The sequence below is a fragment of the Streptomyces sp. NPDC058284 genome, from assembly GCF_042881135.1.
Lineage (GTDB): Bacteria > Actinomycetota > Actinomycetes > Streptomycetales > Streptomycetaceae > Streptomyces.
In genome coordinates this window covers 137509-154239 of sequence record NZ_JBHVYE010000013.1, presented here as the reverse complement: position 1 = coordinate 154239, position 16731 = coordinate 137509, and the positions used below count along the sequence as shown (strand labels likewise).

The 16731-nt window shown below is 71.3% G+C and carries 13 protein-coding genes and 1 riboswitch; of the genes, 7 read left to right on the top strand and 6 right to left on the bottom strand.

Features of this window, described 5'->3' with window-relative positions:
• Positions 1 to 6: 6 nt before the first annotated feature.
• A riboswitch (cyclic di-AMP (ydaO/yuaA leader) is annotated at positions 7 to 169 on the bottom strand.
• A gap of 250 nt (positions 170 to 419) precedes the next feature.
• Both ACFVYR_RS19815 and ACFVYR_RS19810 read right to left on the bottom strand, forming a co-directional pair.
• Positions 420 to 1808, bottom strand: coding sequence for a M16 family metallopeptidase (locus tag ACFVYR_RS19815; protein ID WP_384257238.1), 1389 nt, complete (start codon positions 1806 to 1808; stop codon positions 420 to 422).
• Positions 1805 to 3184, bottom strand: a complete 1380-nt coding sequence (locus ACFVYR_RS19810; protein WP_384257240.1) for a M16 family metallopeptidase — start codon at positions 3182 to 3184, stop codon at positions 1805 to 1807. The genes ACFVYR_RS19815 and ACFVYR_RS19810 overlap by 4 nt, the downstream gene beginning before the upstream one ends.
• A gap of 223 nt (positions 3185 to 3407) precedes the next feature.
• Between ACFVYR_RS19810 and ACFVYR_RS19805 the strand changes: the two genes are divergently transcribed.
• Positions 3408 to 5861 (top strand): DNA topoisomerase (ATP-hydrolyzing) subunit A, encoded by a 2454-nt coding sequence (locus ACFVYR_RS19805; RefSeq protein WP_384257243.1) that lies wholly within the window; start codon positions 3408 to 3410, stop codon positions 5859 to 5861.
• 16 nt (positions 5862 to 5877) lie between these two features.
• Here the strand turns inward: ACFVYR_RS19805 and ACFVYR_RS19800 are convergent, their stop codons facing one another.
• Positions 5878 to 6942 (bottom strand): CobW family GTP-binding protein, encoded by a 1065-nt coding sequence (locus ACFVYR_RS19800; protein ID WP_384257245.1) that lies wholly within the window; start codon positions 6940 to 6942, stop codon positions 5878 to 5880.
• 313 nt (positions 6943 to 7255) lie between these two features.
• Between ACFVYR_RS19800 and ACFVYR_RS19795 the strand changes: the two genes are divergently transcribed.
• Together ACFVYR_RS19795 and ACFVYR_RS19790 are read left to right on the top strand one after the other, a co-directional pair.
• Positions 7256 to 7831: a DUF6082 family protein gene (locus ACFVYR_RS19795; RefSeq protein ID WP_384257248.1), complete on the top strand. Its 576-nt coding sequence runs from the start codon at positions 7256 to 7258 to the stop codon at positions 7829 to 7831.
• A gap of 92 nt (positions 7832 to 7923) precedes the next feature.
• Positions 7924 to 8160 carry a hypothetical protein gene (locus tag ACFVYR_RS19790; protein ID WP_384257250.1) on the top strand — a complete coding sequence of 79 codons (237 nt, stop codon included), beginning with the start codon at positions 7924 to 7926 and terminating at the stop codon, positions 8158 to 8160.
• Between the two features lie 82 nt (positions 8161 to 8242).
• Here the strand turns inward: ACFVYR_RS19790 and ACFVYR_RS19785 are convergent, their stop codons facing one another.
• Entirely contained in the window at positions 8243 to 9427 is a 1185-nt protein-coding gene (locus tag ACFVYR_RS19785) for a citrate synthase/methylcitrate synthase (RefSeq protein ID WP_384257253.1), read from the bottom strand.
• Between the two features lie 120 nt (positions 9428 to 9547).
• Between ACFVYR_RS19785 and ACFVYR_RS19780 the strand changes: the two genes are divergently transcribed.
• The 4 genes from ACFVYR_RS19780 (at position 9548) to ACFVYR_RS19765 (ending at position 14413) form a co-directional block, all read left to right on the top strand.
• Positions 9548 to 10804 carry a citrate synthase family protein gene (locus ACFVYR_RS19780; protein WP_384257255.1) on the top strand — a complete coding sequence of 419 codons (1257 nt, stop codon included), beginning with the start codon at positions 9548 to 9550 and terminating at the stop codon, positions 10802 to 10804.
• A gap of 71 nt (positions 10805 to 10875) precedes the next feature.
• Positions 10876 to 11817 carry a sucrase ferredoxin gene (locus ACFVYR_RS19775; protein ID WP_384257258.1) on the top strand — a complete coding sequence of 314 codons (942 nt, stop codon included), beginning with the start codon at positions 10876 to 10878 and terminating at the stop codon, positions 11815 to 11817.
• Positions 11818 to 12023: 206 nt separating this feature from the next.
• Positions 12024 to 13739, top strand: a complete 1716-nt coding sequence (locus tag ACFVYR_RS19770; RefSeq protein ID WP_384257261.1) for an ATP-binding protein — start codon at positions 12024 to 12026, stop codon at positions 13737 to 13739.
• A complete protein-coding gene (locus ACFVYR_RS19765) occupies positions 13736 to 14413 on the top strand; it encodes a response regulator (protein ID WP_384257263.1) in 678 nt (225 codons plus the stop codon). The genes ACFVYR_RS19770 and ACFVYR_RS19765 overlap by 4 nt, the downstream gene beginning before the upstream one ends.
• Before the next feature lie 93 nt (positions 14414 to 14506).
• Here the strand turns inward: ACFVYR_RS19765 and ACFVYR_RS19760 are convergent, their stop codons facing one another.
• Entirely contained in the window at positions 14507 to 16099 is a 1593-nt protein-coding gene (locus tag ACFVYR_RS19760) for a cation acetate symporter (protein WP_384257380.1), read from the bottom strand.
• Positions 16096 to 16665, bottom strand: a complete 570-nt coding sequence (locus ACFVYR_RS19755; protein WP_384257266.1) for a DUF485 domain-containing protein — start codon at positions 16663 to 16665, stop codon at positions 16096 to 16098. The genes ACFVYR_RS19760 and ACFVYR_RS19755 overlap by 4 nt, the downstream gene beginning before the upstream one ends.
• Between the last annotated feature and the right edge of the window lie 66 nt (positions 16666 to 16731).

Sequence of the window (16731 nt, the reverse complement as noted above, 5' to 3'; positions counted from 1 at the left end):
GGTGATCCTTTCCTTCCCTCTCGCCTACCGGGTTAGCTGACGGGTTCGGAGCAGGAAGGTCTCCTACGGGTCCCTCACCTCGCGGCAAGGTGCCCGATTCACCCCAGGGGACATGTGGGTCCCCGGCTCCCCTGGCTCGCGCCGTACGGGGACTCGGCGATGACTGTCCGGTGCCGCGGATGCGGCGTGGTGCGCGACGAACAGCCGGACCGACGCTAAACGGGGCCTCTTTCAATCCACAAACAGAACGCGACTTTTGTAGCGCACGCCACACGGCAGACAGGCAACCACCATATGAATCCGGACATATGAGGACCCCGGCGGCCGAAACGGTCGCCGGGGTCCCGAAATGTCCTGACTGTCACTCAGTCCACGCGGGCCTCACTCGGCCCGGGACCTCGCTCGGCCTGGAACCACACTCAGCCCGTGACCACGCTCACGTCGCCGATCCCGAGGGCCCTGACGGGCTCCTCGATCATCGCGGCGTCCCCGACGAGGATCGTCACCAGGCGGTCCTCGGGGAAGGCGTTCACGACGGCCGCGGTGGCCTCCACGGTGCCGGTGTCGGCCAGCCGCCGGTACAGCTGCGCCTGGAAGTCGTCCGGCAGGTTCTGCTCGACCTGGTCGGCGAGCGTGGCCGCGACCGAGGCGGCCATCTCGTACTTGAGCGGGGCGACGCCCACCAGATTCTGCACGGCCACGTCGCGCTCGGCGTCGGTAAGGCCCTCGGCGGCGAGGGTGCGCAGCACCTTCCAGAGGTCCCCGAGCGCCGGCCCGGTGTTCGGGGTGTCCACGGAGCCGCTGATGGCGAGCATCGCGGCGCCCGTCCCGTCCGGCGCCGAACGCAGCACCTGGCTGAACGCCCGCACCCCGTAGGTGTACCCCTTCTCCTCGCGCAGCACCCGGTCGAGGCGGGAGGTGAGGGTGCCGCCGAGGCAGTACGTGCCGAGGACCTGGGCCGGCCAGACGCGGTCGTGCCGGTCGGCGCCGACGCGGCCGATCAGCAGCTGCGTCTGGACCGCTCCGGGGCGGTCCACGATGACGACGCGGCCGTGGTCGTCGGCGGTCACCTGCGGTACAGGGCGCGGCTCGCCCGCGGAGCCGGTCCAGGCGCCGACGGTGTCCTTGAGGACGGCGTCCAGGTCGATTCCGGTCAGGTCGCCGACCACGACGAGGGTGGCCGTGGCGGGCCTGACGTGCTTCTCGTAGAAGGCGCGCACCGCCGCCGAGTCGATGGCCGCGACCGTCTCCTCGCTGCCCTGGCGCGGCCGGGACATGCGCGAGGTCGGCGGGAACAGCTGCTTGGAGAGCTCCTTGGCGGCGCGGCGCGCCGGATTGGCGGCCTCGTGCGGGATCTCGTCCAGGCGGTTGCGTACGAGCCGTTCGATCTCGCCGTCCGCGAAGGCGGGGGCCCGCAGGGCGTCGGCGAGCAGGCCGAGCGCCTTGGGGAGCCTGGAGACCGGGACCTCGAGGGAGACCCGCACGCCCGGGTGGTCGGCGTGCGCGTCGAGCGTGGCGCCGCAGCGGTCGAGCTCGGCGGCGAACTCCTCGGCGGAGTGCTTGTCGGTGCCCTCGTTGAAGGCCCTCGCCATGATCGTGGCGACGCCGTCGAGGCCTTCGGGCTCGGCGTCGAGCGGCGCTTCGAGGTGGATCTCGACGGCGACGACCTGCTGGCCGGGGCGGTGGCACCGCAGCACGGTGAGGCCGTTGGGCAGCGTGCCGCGCCGGGGTGCCGGAAAGGCCCAGGGCTTGGCCGCGCCCGCCTTGGGCTGTGGGTGGAACTGCATCGTCGTCGCGGCCTCGGTCACTTCGCCGCCTCCTCTTCCTCGGCGTACTCCATGCCCTTTTCGCCCTCTTCGCCTTCTTCGCCGTCGTCGGCGACGGTCACGGGTTCGTAGACGAGCACCGCGCGGTTGTCCGGTCGCAGGCGCGCCGCGGCGACCTCCTGGACCTCTTCCGCGGTGACGTCGAGGACGCGCTGCACGGCGGTCAGGGCGAGCTGCGGGTCGCCGAACAGGACGGCGTACCGGCAGAGTTCGTCGGCGCGGCCCGCGACCGTACCGAGCCGGTCCAGCCACTCGCGCTCCAACTGCGCCTGGGCGCGCTCCATCTCCTCCGGAGTGGGGCCTTCCGCGGCGAGGCGGGCCAGCTCCTCGTCGACGGCGGCCTCGATGACGGGGACCTCCACGTCACCGGAGGTCTTCACGTCCAGCCAGCCGAGCGAGGGCGCCCCCGCGAGGCGCAGCAGACCGAATCCGGCGGCGACGGCGGTGCGGTCACGGCGCACGAGGCGGTTGTACAGCCGGGAGGACTCGCCGCTGCCGAGGACGGTGAGGGCGATGTCGGCCGCGTCGCACGCGCGCGTGCCGTCCTCGGGGAGGCGGTAGGCGGCCATCAGGGCGCGGGCCGGCACATCCTCCTCGACGACCTCACGCAGCTCCTTGCCGATGCGCTCGGGCAGGGCGCCGTCGCGCGGCGGCTGCTTGCCGTCGTGGCCCGGGATTGAGCCGAAGTACTTCTCGATCCAGGCGAGCGTCCGCTCCGGATCGATGTCGCCGACGACCGAGAGGACGGCGTTGTTCGGCGCGTAGTACGTGCGGAAGAACGCGCGCGCGTCCTCCAGGGTCGCCGCGTCGAGGTCGGCCATGGAGCCGATCGGCGTGTGGTGGTAGGGGTGGCCCTCCGGGTACGAGAGGGCGGTCAGCTTCTCGAAGGCCGTGCCGTACGGGACGTTGTCGTAGCGCTGGCGGCGCTCGTTCTTGACGACGTCGCGCTGGTTGTCCATCGACTCCTCATCGAGTGCCGAGAGCAGCGAGCCCATCCGGTCGGCCTCGAGCCACAGGGCCAGCTCCAGCTGGTGGGCGGGCATGGTCTCGAAGTAGTTGGTGCGCTCGAAGCTCGTCGTGCCGTTGAGCGACCCGCCCGCGCCCTGGACCAGCTCGAAGTGGCCGTTGTTGTGCACCTGCTTCGAGCCCTGGAACATCAGGTGCTCGAAGAGGTGGGCGAGGCCGGTAAGCCCCTTGACCTCGTGGCGGGAGCCGACGTCGTACCAGAGGCAGACCGCGGCGACCGGGGTCAGGTGGTCCTCGGAGAGCACCACGCGCAGGCCGTTGGCCAGCCGGTGCTCGGTCGCTGTCAGGCCGCCGGAGCCGGCCTCGGCTGTGGCCGTGTGACCCATGGGCATGTACGTCCCTTCGATCGCTGGATCATCGCTGGATCAGAACAATTGCTGCCAGTCCTGCCACTGTATGCAAGCGTGTCAGCACCTGACGAAGTTCCCGCTCCGCCCTCGGCGTAGTCACGTGTGACGCCCCCGGTGCACGGGTCGTGGTCTGCGATGTCAGTGGGACAGTCCACAATGGTCGGCGTCAGAACCCGCACATGTTGGTGAAGGAGCCGCAGCAGCGATGGCCCGCCGCAGCACGAAGACCCCGCCGCCCGACGACTCGTACGAGGAGAAGATCCTCGACATCGACGTCGTCGACGAGATGCAGGGCTCCTTCCTCGAGTACGCGTATTCGGTCATCTATTCCCGCGCCCTGCCGGACGCCCGCGACGGCATGAAGCCGGTGCACCGCAGGATCGTCTACCAGATGAACGAGATGGGCCTGCGCCCCGACCGCGGCTATGTGAAGTGCGCCCGCGTCGTCGGCGAGGTCATGGGTAAGTTGCACCCGCACGGCGACGCGTCGATCTACGACGCCCTGGTGCGCATGGCCCAGCCCTTCTCGATGCGCCTCCCCCTGGTGGACGGCCACGGCAACTTCGGCTCGCTCGGCAACGACGACCCGCCGGCCGCCATGCGGTACACCGAGTGCCGGATGGCCGACGCCACCTCCCTGATGACGGAGTCGATCGACGAGAACACCGTCGACTTCGAGCCGAACTACGACGGGCAGGAGAGGGAGCCGACCGCTCTCCCCGCGGCCTACCCGAACCTCCTGGTCAACGGCGCGTCCGGCATCGCGGTCGGCATGGCGACGAACATGCCGCCGCACAACCTCGGCGAGGTCATCGCCGCCGCCCGCCACCTGATCAAGCACCCCGGGGCCGACCTCGAGACCCTGATGAAGTACGTGCCGGGCCCCGACCTGCCCACGGGCGGCCGGATCGTCGGCCTGACCGGCATCAAGGACGCGTACGAATCGGGCCGCGGCTCCTTCAAGATCCGCGCCACGGTCTCCGTGGAGAACGTGACGGCGCGCCGCAAGGGCCTGGTCGTCACCGAACTGCCGTTCTCCGTAGGACCCGAAAAGGTCATCTCCAAGATCAAGGACCTGGTCGGCTCGAAGAAGCTCCAGGGCATCGCCGACGTCAAGGACCTCACCGACCGCGCGCACGGACTGCGCCTGGTCATCGAGGTCAAGAACGGCTTCGTCCCGGAGGCCGTCCTTGAGCAGCTCTACAAGCTGACGCCGATGGAGGAGTCCTTCGGCATCAACAACGTGGCGCTGGTCGACGGCCAGCCCCTCACCCTCGGCCTCAAGGAGCTCCTTGAGGTCTACCTCGACCACCGGTTCAACGTGGTGCGCCGCCGCAGCGAGTTCCGCCGCGGCAAGAAGCGCGACCGCCTGCACCTGGTCGAGGGCCTCCTGGTCGCCCTCCTGGACATCGACGAGGTCATCCGCCTCATCCGCTCCAGCGACAACTCCGCCCAGGCCAAGGAGCGCCTGATCGGGCGCTTCTCGCTGAGCGACATCCAGACGCAGTACATCCTGGACACCCCGCTTCGCCGCCTGACCAAGTTCGACCGCATCGAGCTGGAGACCGAGCGCGACAAGCTCAACGGCGAGATCGACGAGCTGACCGGCATCCTCGACTCCGACGCGGAGCTTCGCAAGCTGGTCTCCGCCGAACTGGCCGCCGTGGCCAAGAAGTTCGGCACCGACCGGCGCACGGTGCTCCTGGAGTCGACGGGTTCCCCGGCCGCCACGGTCTCGCTGCAGGTGGCGGACGACCCGTGCCGGGTGCTCCTGTCGTCGACGGGCCTGCTGGCCCGTACGGCCAACGGCGAGCCCCTCGCCGACGGCGACACCAAGCGCGTCAAGCACGACGTGATCGTCTCCGCGGTGCCCGCGACGGCGCGCGGCGAGGTGGGCGCGGTCACTTCCGGGGGGCGGTTGCTGCGCCTCTCCGTGGTGGACCTTCCCCAGCTGCCGGAGACGGCCGCCGCGCCCAACCTCTCGGGAGGGGCGCCCGTCTCCGAGCTGCTCTCCCTGGAGAAGGACGAGAAGCTGATCTGCCTGATGACGCTCGACGAGTCCTCGCCGGGTCTCGCGCTCGGCACCGAGCAGGGCGTCGTCAAGCGGGTGGTCCCCGACTATCCGTCGAACAAGGAGGAGTTGGAGGTCATCACCCTCAGGGAAGGTGACCGGATCGTCGGCGCGGCCGAGCTGCGCACCGGCGAGGAGGACCTGGTCTTCATCACGGACGACGCCCAGCTCCTGCGCTACCAGGCCTCGGTGGTGCGTCCCCAGGGGCGTCCCGCCGGAGGCATGACGGGCATCAAGCTCGCCGACGGTGTGAAGGTCATCTCCTTCTCGGCGGTGGATCCGGCGGTGGAGGCGGTCGTCTTCACGGTGGCTGGTTCGCGCGGCACCCTCGACGACTCGGTGCAGACGACGGCCAAGCTCACGCCGTTCGACCAGTACCCGCGCAAGGGGCGCGCCACCGGCGGTGTCCGCGTCCAGCGCTTCCTGAAGGGCGAGGACTGCCTGAGCTTCGCCTGGGCGGGCCCGACACCGCCGCACGCGGCCCAGCGGAACGGGGCCCCGGCCGAGCTGCCGGAGATCGACCCGCGCCGCGACGGTTCGGGCGTCTCGCTCGCGAAGCCGGTGGCCGCGGTGGCCGGGCCGGTGTGAGACGGGCCCTGGATCCCTAGGGTTCCTCGTCCGGCTCCTGGACGTAGCGCAGTACGCCCCACATGCCCCGCTCGTCGGCGTGTGGGGCGTACTCGCGACAGGCCTCGAGCTCCTTCTCCAGAGCCGGTACGTCGATGCCGGAGCCGATGAGCACCAGCTGGGTCAGGCGCGGCTCGTCCGGAGCCCACGGCTGCGGGTAGAAGCGCAGGAACCGCCCCACGGCGTGCACCTCGTACCGGTTCAGCGGGTCGGCGGCGCCGAAGTCGACGTACCCCTTGATGCGGTAGAGCCCTTCGGGCCTGCTGTCGAGCAGGGCCATCAGGGGGCGCGGCCCCAGGGGCGCCTCTGAGGTGAAGGAGAGGCTCTCGTAGCCGGAGTGCAGGTGGCCGTGGTGGGCTCGGTCGTCGGCGCCAGTGCCGCTGTCGGTGCCGGCGCCGTCCCGCAGGTCGTCGAAGGAGAGCTGCCCGACCCGCTCCCCCGCCGGCGCACGGTCGAAGAGCAGCTCCACGTCGACGCGGCCGTACGAGGCGGCGACGACGGCCGCACGCCCCGCGAGCCCGCGGACGGCGTCGAGGACGCGCTCACGCTCCGCGTCGGGCACCCGGTCGGCCTTGTTGACCACGACGAGGTCGGCGATGCCCAGATGCCGGTCCACCTCGGGATGGCGCTCCCTGGTGGCGTCGAACTCCGCGGCGTCGACGACCTCGACGAGCCCCCCGTACACGATGTGCGGGTTCTCGCTGGCGAGGACCATCTTCACCAGCTCCTGCGGCTCCGCGAGGCCGCTCGCCTCGATGACGATGACGTCGATCCGCGCGGCGGGTCCTGCGAGCCGCTCCAGGTACTCGTCGAGTTCACTCGCGTCCACGGCGCAGCACAGGCATCCGTTGCCCAGCGAGACGGTCGAGTCGCCGAGCTGCCCGGCGACCGCCATGGCGTCGATCTCGATCGAACCGAAGTCGTTGACGATCGCACCGATCCGGCTGCCGCCGCTGCGGTGCAGCAGATGGTTGAGCAGGGTCGTCTTGCCCGAACCCAGAAAACCGGCCAGGACGACGACCGGGATCTGCTGCTTGTTCAACGCTGACCTCTCGTGTCGACGCTGGTACGGGCGGCGGCGGAGCCCGTACGACGAAGGGACCGCCCCAGGATAGGCGGGCGTGGCCGGGCCGCGAAGTGAACGATTGTTAGCGGCGCTCGCGGGGCACACGTCAGGCACGGCGCCGGGATGTGCGACCCCTGCTTCCTTCCGTGCGCCTCCTCTCCGCCTCCCCGCCGATCAGAGCCGCTCGGCACCCTGGGAGACGGCAAGCGCACCGCCCACCGCTCGCCGGTCCGCTCCCCGTCGACCCGCATCCGACGACCGGCGGACGGTCGCCGATTCGGGGGTTGACATGGCCACACAGAAGATGTCGATACGGGGGGTGGGTCCGGCCGCGGTGGCGGGGCTCTCATTCGCCACAGGAACGTTCATGCTGCTCTGGTCCAAGGGGCGGCGTCATTCGGCCCACCTCGCGCGACGCGAGCGCCAGGCCGCCGAGCGTGAACGCGCGGCCCTGGCCCTCCAGCGGCGCAACGCGGCGCTCGCCGAACAGCACCGGCTCCACTTCGACCTGCTCTGCAAGGCGATGGGGGACACCGCGCTGGCCGCGGTCCTGGACACGTACGACGAGAGCGTGCCACCCGAGCGGCAGCGGCAGTTCCTCTTCGCCAACACGCTCTACATCAACGCGCTGCACGCCCATCGCATCGGCGCGACGACCCTTCAGGAGTTGTATGGACACCTTCGGGTGATGTGCCAGAACCCGATCTTCCGCGAATTCTGGGAGGCCACCCGGCACCATCGCGCGAGCCTGGATTACGCGTCCGACGAGGCCAAGGTGGGGCGCGTGGTGGACCGGCTGGCCGAGGAGCTGGACAACGCCGAGACGGAGCGGTGGTGGGTGGTGGGCGAACCTCCCACCGAGTAGGGCCAGTTGGATTACTTCAAGCCAACATCACCAGCATCGCCCGGTACGCTGGCCCCGTTTTCACCTCTCTGACCCCAAGGACCGGGATCGCATTGAAGATCGTGCGCCGCATCGGTGTGCCTCCGCGCGAGCGGGGCAGCCAGACGGGGCAGACCTGCCCCGACATTTTCGAACTCACCGACGGCAACTTCGCAGTGATCGGGACGGACAGGACCGACACGCTCGACAGCGAGCTGCCCGCCGATGCGGCACGAGCCGACTACGAACGCATCGTCGTGATCAGCAGGGAGACCCTGGTCCGCGCCAGGGTGGACATCCCGGAGGCGTGAGCCGGACGCAGGCGTCCGGCTCCTCCGTGGCGTGGAGGTTGCATGACCTCCACGCCGAAGGGTGCTGAAGAGCCGCGGTCGCCTAGCGCGCGACACCTGCCGTCGGCACCGGAGCCGGTGCGGGCGCCCCCACGTACCGCGCCGCCGGCCGAATGATCTTCGAATCCCTCGCCTGTTCCAGGATGTTGGCGCTCCAGCCGACCACGCGCGCGGACGCGAACGTCGGCGTGAACATCTCACGTGGCAGCCCGCAGAGCTCCATGACGACACCGGCGTAGAACTCCACGTTCGTGTGCAGCTCCCGTCCCGGCTTCAGCTCCGCCAGGATCGCCTCGACGCGCCGCTCGACCTCGACCGCGAACTCCACCATGCCGCCGCCGAATTCCTCGGCGATGCCTCGCAGCATGCGCGAGCGCGGGTCCTCGGTGCGGTAGACGGGGTGCCCGAAGCCCATGATGCGGTCGCCTGCGAGGACCCTCTCGCGGATCCAGCCGTCGATGCGGTCGGGGGTGCCGATCGCGTCGAGGGTGTCCAGGGCGCGGCTCGGCGCGCCGCCGTGCAGCGGGCCGGAGAGCGCACCGACCGCGCCGACCAGGCAGGCCGCCACGTCCGCGCCGGTCGATGCGATGACCCGGGCGGTGAACGTTGACGCGTTGAACCCGTGGTCAATGGTCGAGATCAAGTATTGCTCGATCGCCCGGGCGCGCGCGGGTTCGGGCTCCGAACCGGTGAGCATGTAGAGGTAGTTGGCGGCGTACGACAGGTCGTCGCGCGGTTCCACGGGATTGAGCCCCTGCCCGAGCCGGTACAGCGCGGTGAGCAGCGTCGGTACCACGGCGGACGCGGCCAGTGCGTCCGTGCGGCGCCGGTCGTCGTCGATGTCGTACACCGGTCGGAAGCCCTTCGACGCCCCGAACAGCGACAGTGCGGTGCGGAGCCCGGAGAGTGGACCCGACAGCACACCGGCGCGGGCGACGGCGGGCAGCGCCTCACGCACCTCGTCGGGCAGGTGACGCAGCGACGCGGTGTGCGCGGCGAACGCGGCGCCCTGCACGGCGTCCGGCAGCTCGCCGTGGAACATCAGGTGCCATACGTCCTCGAAGCTGCGCTTCTGCGCGAGCTCGACGGCGGAGTACTGGCGGTAGTGGTAGAAGCCCTCGTGTCCCCGGACGTCCCCGAGTGCGGTCTCGGTGACGACGACGCCCGCGAGTCCTCGTGGGACCTCTACGGGTTCGGCGGGGGTGGCAGTGGAGCCATTGATCGGCATGTTCTTCCTCGACTTCCTCCCTGGACTTGATTGGACTGTCCATGCTTGACTCAACTTCTGTCAATATTGATTGGATCAATATACTCATACAGTTGTCGCGATGGGGATACGGTGACGCCCATGACGGATCAAGGAACCACGCACGGAGACCGGCGACTGAGCACCAAGGAGGCCGCCGAGGCCCTCGGCGTGAAGCCCGAGACCGTGTACGCGTACGTGAGCCGGGGCCTGCTCAGCAGCCGTCGCGGCCCGGGAGCGCGGGGAAGCACGTTCGACGCCAAGGAGGTCGAGGCGCTGGCCCGCAGGAACAGGCGGGAGCCGGCCGCGCCGACCAGCGGCAACGAACTCTCCGTACGCACCCGCATCACGCTCATCGACAAGGACCGCTACTACTACCGCGGTGTCGACGCGACGGAGCTCGCCCTCAACCATTCCTACGAAGAGGTCGCCGAGTGGCTCTGGACCGGCGTCCTGCACCGCGGCACCGCTTTCACCGCCCCCAAGGAAACCGTCGCCGCGGCCCGTCGTGCGGTCAACGCACTGCCCCAGCACAGCGGTCCGACCGACCGGCTGCGCGTCGCGGCCGTCTCCGCCGCCGCCGCCGACCCGCTCCGGTTCGACCTCTCCGAAGAGGCGGTGATCGGCACCGGACGCACCTTGATCCCCACCCTCGTGGCCGCTCTCCCGCCGGTCCTGTCCGGTCACCGTGACGAAGGCCCCCTGGCCCGCCGCCTCTGGGCACGCCTGACCGGCACGAAGCCCGGCGAGGCCGCGTTGCACGCGCTGGACACGGCCCTCGCGCTGCTCGTCGACCATGATCTCGCCGCGTCGACGCTCGCCGTCCGGGTCGCCGCCTCGGCGCGCGCCCACCCCTACGCCGCGGTGTCGGCCGGGCTCGGCGTCCTGGAAGGCCCTCTGCACGGCGCGGCGAGCGGCCTGGCCCACCGCATGCTGCTCGACGTGCTCGATCGCGGCAGCGCGGCCCCCGTCGTCGCCGACGAGCTCCGCGCCGGGCGCCGCATTCCCGGGCTCGGCCACCGCCTCTACCCGGGCGAGGACCCGCGCGCGCAGGCGCTGTTCGCCCTCCTGGAGGCGCTGCCGAAGGCCCGGCCCGCCCTCGCCGCGGCCCGTGACGTGGTGGCCACCACCGCCCGCCACACCGATCTGCGGGCCAACGTCGACCTCGCGCTGGCCGTCCTCACGGTCTCCACGGGGATGCCGGCGGAGGCGGGCGAGACCGTCTTCGCGGTGGCGCGCACGGCGGGCTGGATCGCGCACGCCCTGGAGGAGTACGGCGAGCGCCCGCTGCGCATGCGCCCCAGCGGCCAGTACGTCGGCCTGCGTCCGCCCCAGCCGATGCCGTCCCCGGCATCCTGACTCGGGCCCAGGCTCTTCCGTCCCCGCCGAGGCGTGAATCAGCGGGGAGGCCGCGGGTTAGGCTCACCTGCGTGAGTACGTGCGCGACCGCCTCGCGGGACCTGGACGAGCCTCTCGCGGGCACCGCGGCCACCGCAAGGACATGGCTTCTGCTGGAGCAACCGGGCCCTTGGGGCGCCAAGGCGCTCAGGTCCAGCCATCTCGACCCGGAGGTCGGCCGCGCCCTGGAGTCGGCCGCCGAGGGAACCGGCGTACGCGTCGCCCTCATCCGCCGCCCCGGCCGCCACGCGGACCGGCACACGCCGACGAGGCAGCAGGTGTACGTCGGGCACACCGCCCCCGGTCGCACCTGGCTGCGCGGTGCGGCGACCGAGGACCCGCGCCGGCTCCTCGAACTCGACTTCGCGGCCCTGGGCGCCGGAGACCACGGCGACTTCGGCACCCCGCACACCGGCGCCCCGCTCGCGCTCGTCTGCACCAACGGCAAACGCGACCGCTGCTGCGCCCTGCTCGGCAGGCCCCTCGCCGCCCAGCTGGCCGCCTCGGGTGAGGAAGAGGTCTGGGAAATCACTCATCTGGGTGGCCATCGCTTCTCCCCCACGCTGCTCGTGCTGCCCCACGGATATGCGTACGGCCGGGCGCACGCGTCCGGCGTCAAGGAGATCCTCGCCGCGGCCCGCACAGGCCGCGTCGTCATCGAGGGCTGCCGGGGGAACTCCGCCTGGGAGCGCCCCGGACAGGCCGCCGAACTCGCGGTGCGCCGAGCGATCGGCGAGTACGCGACGGGAGCCCTGGACGTCGTCCGTACGGACGGCACGGGCCCGCACTGGGAGGTGACCGTCGCGCACACCGACGGCCGCCGGTGGCGGGTCGCCGTCACGCGGGGGGTCTCACTGCCGCCGCGCCCGGAGAGCTGCGGCGCGGCCATCGGGTCACCCGCGCGGATGGACGTCACGGCGGTGCGGGCGGTCCAGGAGGGGGCGGACGGGAGCCCGTCGCCGGACGCGCTCTAGGGCAGCCCCGCGCGCTGTACGGACATCCATAGCTGGGCGCTGCTTGGGCACGGGCCTCCGGTAGAGCCGGCTCCGGATGCGGGCACCGGCTCCGGCCGTTGCTCCGGAACCGTCCCCGGCCCCGCGCCGCGCCGCCCCGCCCTCCTACGAGATCCCCGCCACAGTGACTTCGAAGAAGCCCGTCGGCGGCCGTACCGTTCGTACCCATGAGCCCGACCTCCCCCGCGCGACGCCTCCGCCTCGGCCTGCCGCGGCGCGTGTTCTCGCAGGTGCTGCTGATGCAGCTGGCGATCGCCGCCGGGGTCGCGGTGCTCGCCACCGGCCTCTTCCTCGCGCCGCTCGGCGACCAGCTCGACGACCAGGCCATGCGCCGTGCGCTCGCCATCGCCCAGACGACGGCCGCTCAGCCGCGGATCGCCGAGGACCTGTCGGCCTCGCGACCCACGGCCGACGGGCCGGTCCAGGCGGCGGCCGAGCGGATCCGGCGGGCCAGCGGAGCCGAGTACGTCGTGATCATGAACAAGGAGGGTGTGCGCTGGTCCCACACGGACCCCGGCCAGATCGGCAAGGTCGTCTCGACTGACCCCAGCGATGCCATCGCGGGCCATGACGTCATGGAGATCGACAACGGCACCCTGGGCCGCTCGGCCCGCGGCAAGGTGGCGCTGCGGGGCGCGCATGGGGACATCGTCGGCGCGGTCTCCGTGGGCATCGAGTACGACAGTGTGCGGGCCCGGCTGGTGCACTCGATCCCCGGGCTGCTCGCCTACGCGGGCGGGGCTCTCGCCGTCGGCGCGCTCGCCGCGTACCTGATCTCCCGCAGGGTGCAGCGACAGACCCGCGACCTCGCCTTCTCGGACATCTCCGCCCTGCTCGCGGAGCGCGAGGCCATGCTGCACGGCATCCGTGAGGGGGTCGTCGCCCTCGACCGCGCGGGCCGCGTCCGGCTGCTCAACGACGAGGCGCAGCGGCTCCTCGGCCTCGGCACGGAGGTGATCGGCCGGCCGCTCGACGAGGCGCTCGGCCCGGGGCGTACGACCGACGTGCTCGCGGGGCGGGTGACCGGCACCGACCTGCTGACCGTGCGCGGGCAGCGCGTCCTGGTCGCCAACCGCATGCCGACCGACGACGGAGGCGCGGTCGCGACCCTGCGCGACCGCACGGAGCTCGAACAGCTCGGCCGCGAACTCGACTCCACCCGCGGCCTCATCGACGCCCTCCGCGCCCAGGACCACGAACACGCCAACCGCATGCACACGCTCCTCGGCCTGCTCGAACTGGAGATGTACGAGGAGGCGGCGGAGTTCGTCGGCGAGGTGGCGGGCGCCCACCGGGTGACCGCCGAGCAGATCACCGAGAAGATCCGTGATCCGCTGCTCGCCGCCCTGCTCGTCGGCAAGGCCACGGTCGCCGCGGAGCGGGGCGTCGCGCTCTCCGTGCCGCGCCACAGCGTGCTGCCCGACCGCCTCGTCGACCCGGGCGGCCTCGTCACGATCGTCGGCAACCTCGTGGACAACGCCCTCGACGCCGCCGCCGGCACCCGCCACGCGCGCGTGGAGGTCGATGTACGCGCCGACGGGCGAACCGTGGTCCTTCAGGTGCGCGATTCCGGTCCGGGAGTGCCCGCCGACCGGCGCGAGACGATCTTCACCGAGGGGTGGACCACCAAGGAGCCCCCGGCCCACGGCAAGCGCGGCATCGGCCTCGCCCTGGTCCGCAGGCTCGCCGAACGGCAGGGCGGCAGCGCGCGGGCCGGCGGAACGCCGGACGGGGGCGCGGAGTTCACCGTCGTCCTGCCGGAGGCACTCACAGAGCCCGGGCTCGCCCCCAAGGAGGATCCCGAACCCGTCACCCCGCAGGAGCACGACGGGCGGAGCCCCGAAGGAGCCACGATGACCAGCGCCCCGAAGGAACCGCGATGATCGACGTCCTCGTCGTGGACGACGACACCCGGGTCGCGGACGTCAACGCCGCCTATGTGGCGAAGGTCCCCGGCTTCCGCGTGGTGGCCAAGGCGCACGACGCCGCCGAGGCCCTGCGCCTCGTCGAGAACGTGCCCGTCGACCTGGTGCTGCTGGACCACTACCTCCCCGACGAGACCGGCCTCTCGGTCGTCCGCAGCTTGCGCGAGCGGGGCCACCAGGCCGACGTGATCATGGTGACCGCGGCGCGCGACGTCGCCACGGTGCAGGCGGCGATGCGGCACGGCGCGCTCCAGTACCTGGTCAAGCCGTTCTCCTACGCCGGCCTTCGCGCCAAGCTCGACGCGTACGCGACACTGCGCCGCACGCTGGACGGCGGGGGCGAGGCCGAGCAGGCCGAGGTCGACCGCATTTTCGGCGCACTCTCGGCGACTCCGGCCCCCGAACTGCCCAAAGGCCACTCCCCCACCACGGCGGAGCTGGTGCGCCGGGCGCTCATGGCCGCGGAAGGCCCGCTCTCGGCCCAGGAGTTGGCGGACCGCACCCGGCTGAGCCGGCAGACGGCACAGCGCTATCTGAAGCTCCTGGAACGCACGGGCCGGGTCAGGCTGAGCCTCAAGTACGGCGACACGGGCCGCCCCGAACACCGCTACGAGTGGGCGGCCAGTATCTGAGGGCCTGCGTCTCCCCGGTCGGCTCGGTGGGCGTCGTCCGGCCGGGAACACGACACAGGCGCCGAGCGTCCCGAGGTGCCCGACGGGCCGTCGTCACGCCGCCCCGGCGCCCGTGAGCGACCGCACCTCGGCCTCCGCGTGCTTGGCCTCGTCCGCTTCCTCGCACGAGGTCACCGTGCCGAGCCAGCCCGCGAGGAAGCCCAGCGGGATGGAGACGAGACCGGGGTTCTCCAGCGGGAAGTACTGGAAGTCCACCGTGGGGAACAGTGAGTGGGGACCGCCGGAGACGACGGGCGACAGCACCACCAGCGCGAGCGCGGGCAACAGCCCTCCGTACACCGACCACACCGCGCCCCGGGTGGTGAAGTTCCGCCAGAACAGGGAGTAGAGGAGCACCGGCAGATTGGCGGACGCGGCCACCGCGAAGGCGAGGCCGACCAGGAACGCGACGTTCAGATCGCGTGCCAGCAGGCCGAGGCCGATCGCGACCACGCCGATGCCGGCCGCGGAGATCCGGGCCACCGCCACCTCGCTGCGCGGCTCGGCGTTCCTGCGCCGCAAGGAGGCGTACAGGTCGTGGGCCACGGACGCCGAGGAGGCCAGCGTGATGCCGGCGACCACGGCGAGGATCGTGGCGAAGGCGATGGCGGCGACGATCGCGAAGAGAACCGTTCCGCCTGTGGAGTCCGCGCCGCCTCCCAGATCGAGCGCGAGAAGCGGAACCGCCGTGTTCCCCGCGGCGTTCGAACCGCGCACCGCATCGGGGCCGACAAGCGCGGCCGCACCGAAGCCGAGCACGATCGTCATCAGGTAGAAGCCGCCGATGAGCCCGATGGACCAGACGACCGAGCGACGGGCGGCCCGCGCGGTCGGTACGGTGTAGAAGCGGGACAGGATGTGCGGCAGCCCAGCGGTGCCGAGCACGAGCGCGAGACCGAGACTCATGAAGTCGAGCCGGGCGGTCCAGTCGCCTCCGTACTTCAGGCCGGGCGCGAGGAATCGGTCGCCGTGGCCACTGCGGTCCGCCGCGGTCCGCAGCAGTTGGTTGAAGTCGCCGTGGAAGTGCACCAGGACGAGCACGGTCAGCGCGACGGCCCCGCCCATCAGGAGGACCGCCTTGACGATCTGGATCCAGGTGGTGGCGCGCATGCCGCCCAGCGACACATAGATCACCATGAGCGCACCGACGCCGATCACTGTCCAGGACTGCGCCGCCCCGCTCGCCTTGCCCAGCAGCAGTGCCACCAGTGAGCCCGCCCCCACCATCTGCGCCACCAGGTAGAGAACTGAGACGGTCACCGAGGAGATGCCCGCCGCGATCCGCACCGGACGCTCCCTCATCCGCGCGGCGACGACATCACCCAGCGTGAACTTGCCGCAGTTGCGCACCAGTTCGGCCACCAGGAAGAGCACCACCAGCCACGCGACGAGAAACCCCACCGAGTAGAGCAGCCCGTCATAACCGAAGAGCGCGATCAGTCCGGAGATGCCGAGGAAGGAGGCAGCCGACATGTAGTCCCCGGCGATGGCGAAACCGTTCTCCATGGGGGAGAAGAGCCGTCCGCCCGCGTAGAACTCCTCCGCCGAACCATGCCGGTGGCGGCTCGCCCACGTGGTGATCGCCAGCGTGACGGCCACGAACACGCCGAACAGCAGCAGCGCGAGATCCTGGTGGTCACCCATCAGAGGTCCACCCCCCGCTCATGAGCCGAGCCCGGCTCCCGCGCCGCGTCCCGCTCCCGCTGCTCCCGCTCTCTCTTCTGCTCGTACACGACCCAGCGCAGATCGAGCGCCGCACGGTCCCGCCGCAACCGGGCATGCCGTGCGTACGCCCAGGTCAGCAGGAACGTCGTGAGGAACTGCCCGAGCCCCGCCAGCATCGCCACGTTCACGGCCCCCGTGACGGGGCGCGCCATCAGTCCCGGCGCCGTCGTCGCCGTCACCACATACGCGACGTACCAGGTGAAGAAGGCGGCCACGGCCGGGACGACGAACCTCCGGTACCGCCTGCGCACTTCCTGGAAAGCGTCGCTGCGCTGCACTTCCAGGTAGATGTCGGCCGCACTCCCGCTCGTACTCCGCTGCGGGACCGCGGCCCGGGGCGACACCACGGCGGCCGGCGCCCCGGTGCCGTCCAGTTCTCCCCACCCGGAGGCGAGCGCGTCGTACCAGGGGTCCCTCAGCTCGCCGGACCGGCCCCGGCCGGTATCGGCCCGGTCCGGCACCACATCGGGCCCGTCGTGCTTCTCCACCGAACTCTCCTTAGTCCGCAGCCCTGTCCGGCCGCGTGCCCAAGGATGGACAGAATGGGAAGATCT

Excerpts from the sequence above, each read along its gene's own strand:
- ACFVYR_RS19765 (WP_384257263.1), top strand. The coding sequence starts at position 13,736 with ATGATCGACGTCCTCGTCGTGGACGACGACACCCGGGTCGCGGACGTC.
- ACFVYR_RS19785 (WP_384257253.1), bottom strand. The coding sequence starts at position 9,427 with ATGCCGATCAATGGCTCCACTGCCACCCCCGCCGAACCCGTAGAGGTC.
- ACFVYR_RS19780 (WP_384257255.1), top strand. The coding sequence starts at position 9,548 with ATGACGGATCAAGGAACCACGCACGGAGACCGGCGACTGAGCACCAAG.
- ACFVYR_RS19795 (WP_384257248.1), top strand. The coding sequence starts at position 7,256 with ATGGCCACACAGAAGATGTCGATACGGGGGGTGGGTCCGGCCGCGGTG.
- ACFVYR_RS19805 (WP_384257243.1), top strand. The coding sequence starts at position 3,408 with ATGGCCCGCCGCAGCACGAAGACCCCGCCGCCCGACGACTCGTACGAG.
- ACFVYR_RS19770 (WP_384257261.1), top strand. The coding sequence starts at position 12,024 with ATGAGCCCGACCTCCCCCGCGCGACGCCTCCGCCTCGGCCTGCCGCGG.
- ACFVYR_RS19810 (WP_384257240.1), bottom strand. The coding sequence starts at position 3,184 with ATGCCCATGGGTCACACGGCCACAGCCGAGGCCGGCTCCGGCGGCCTG.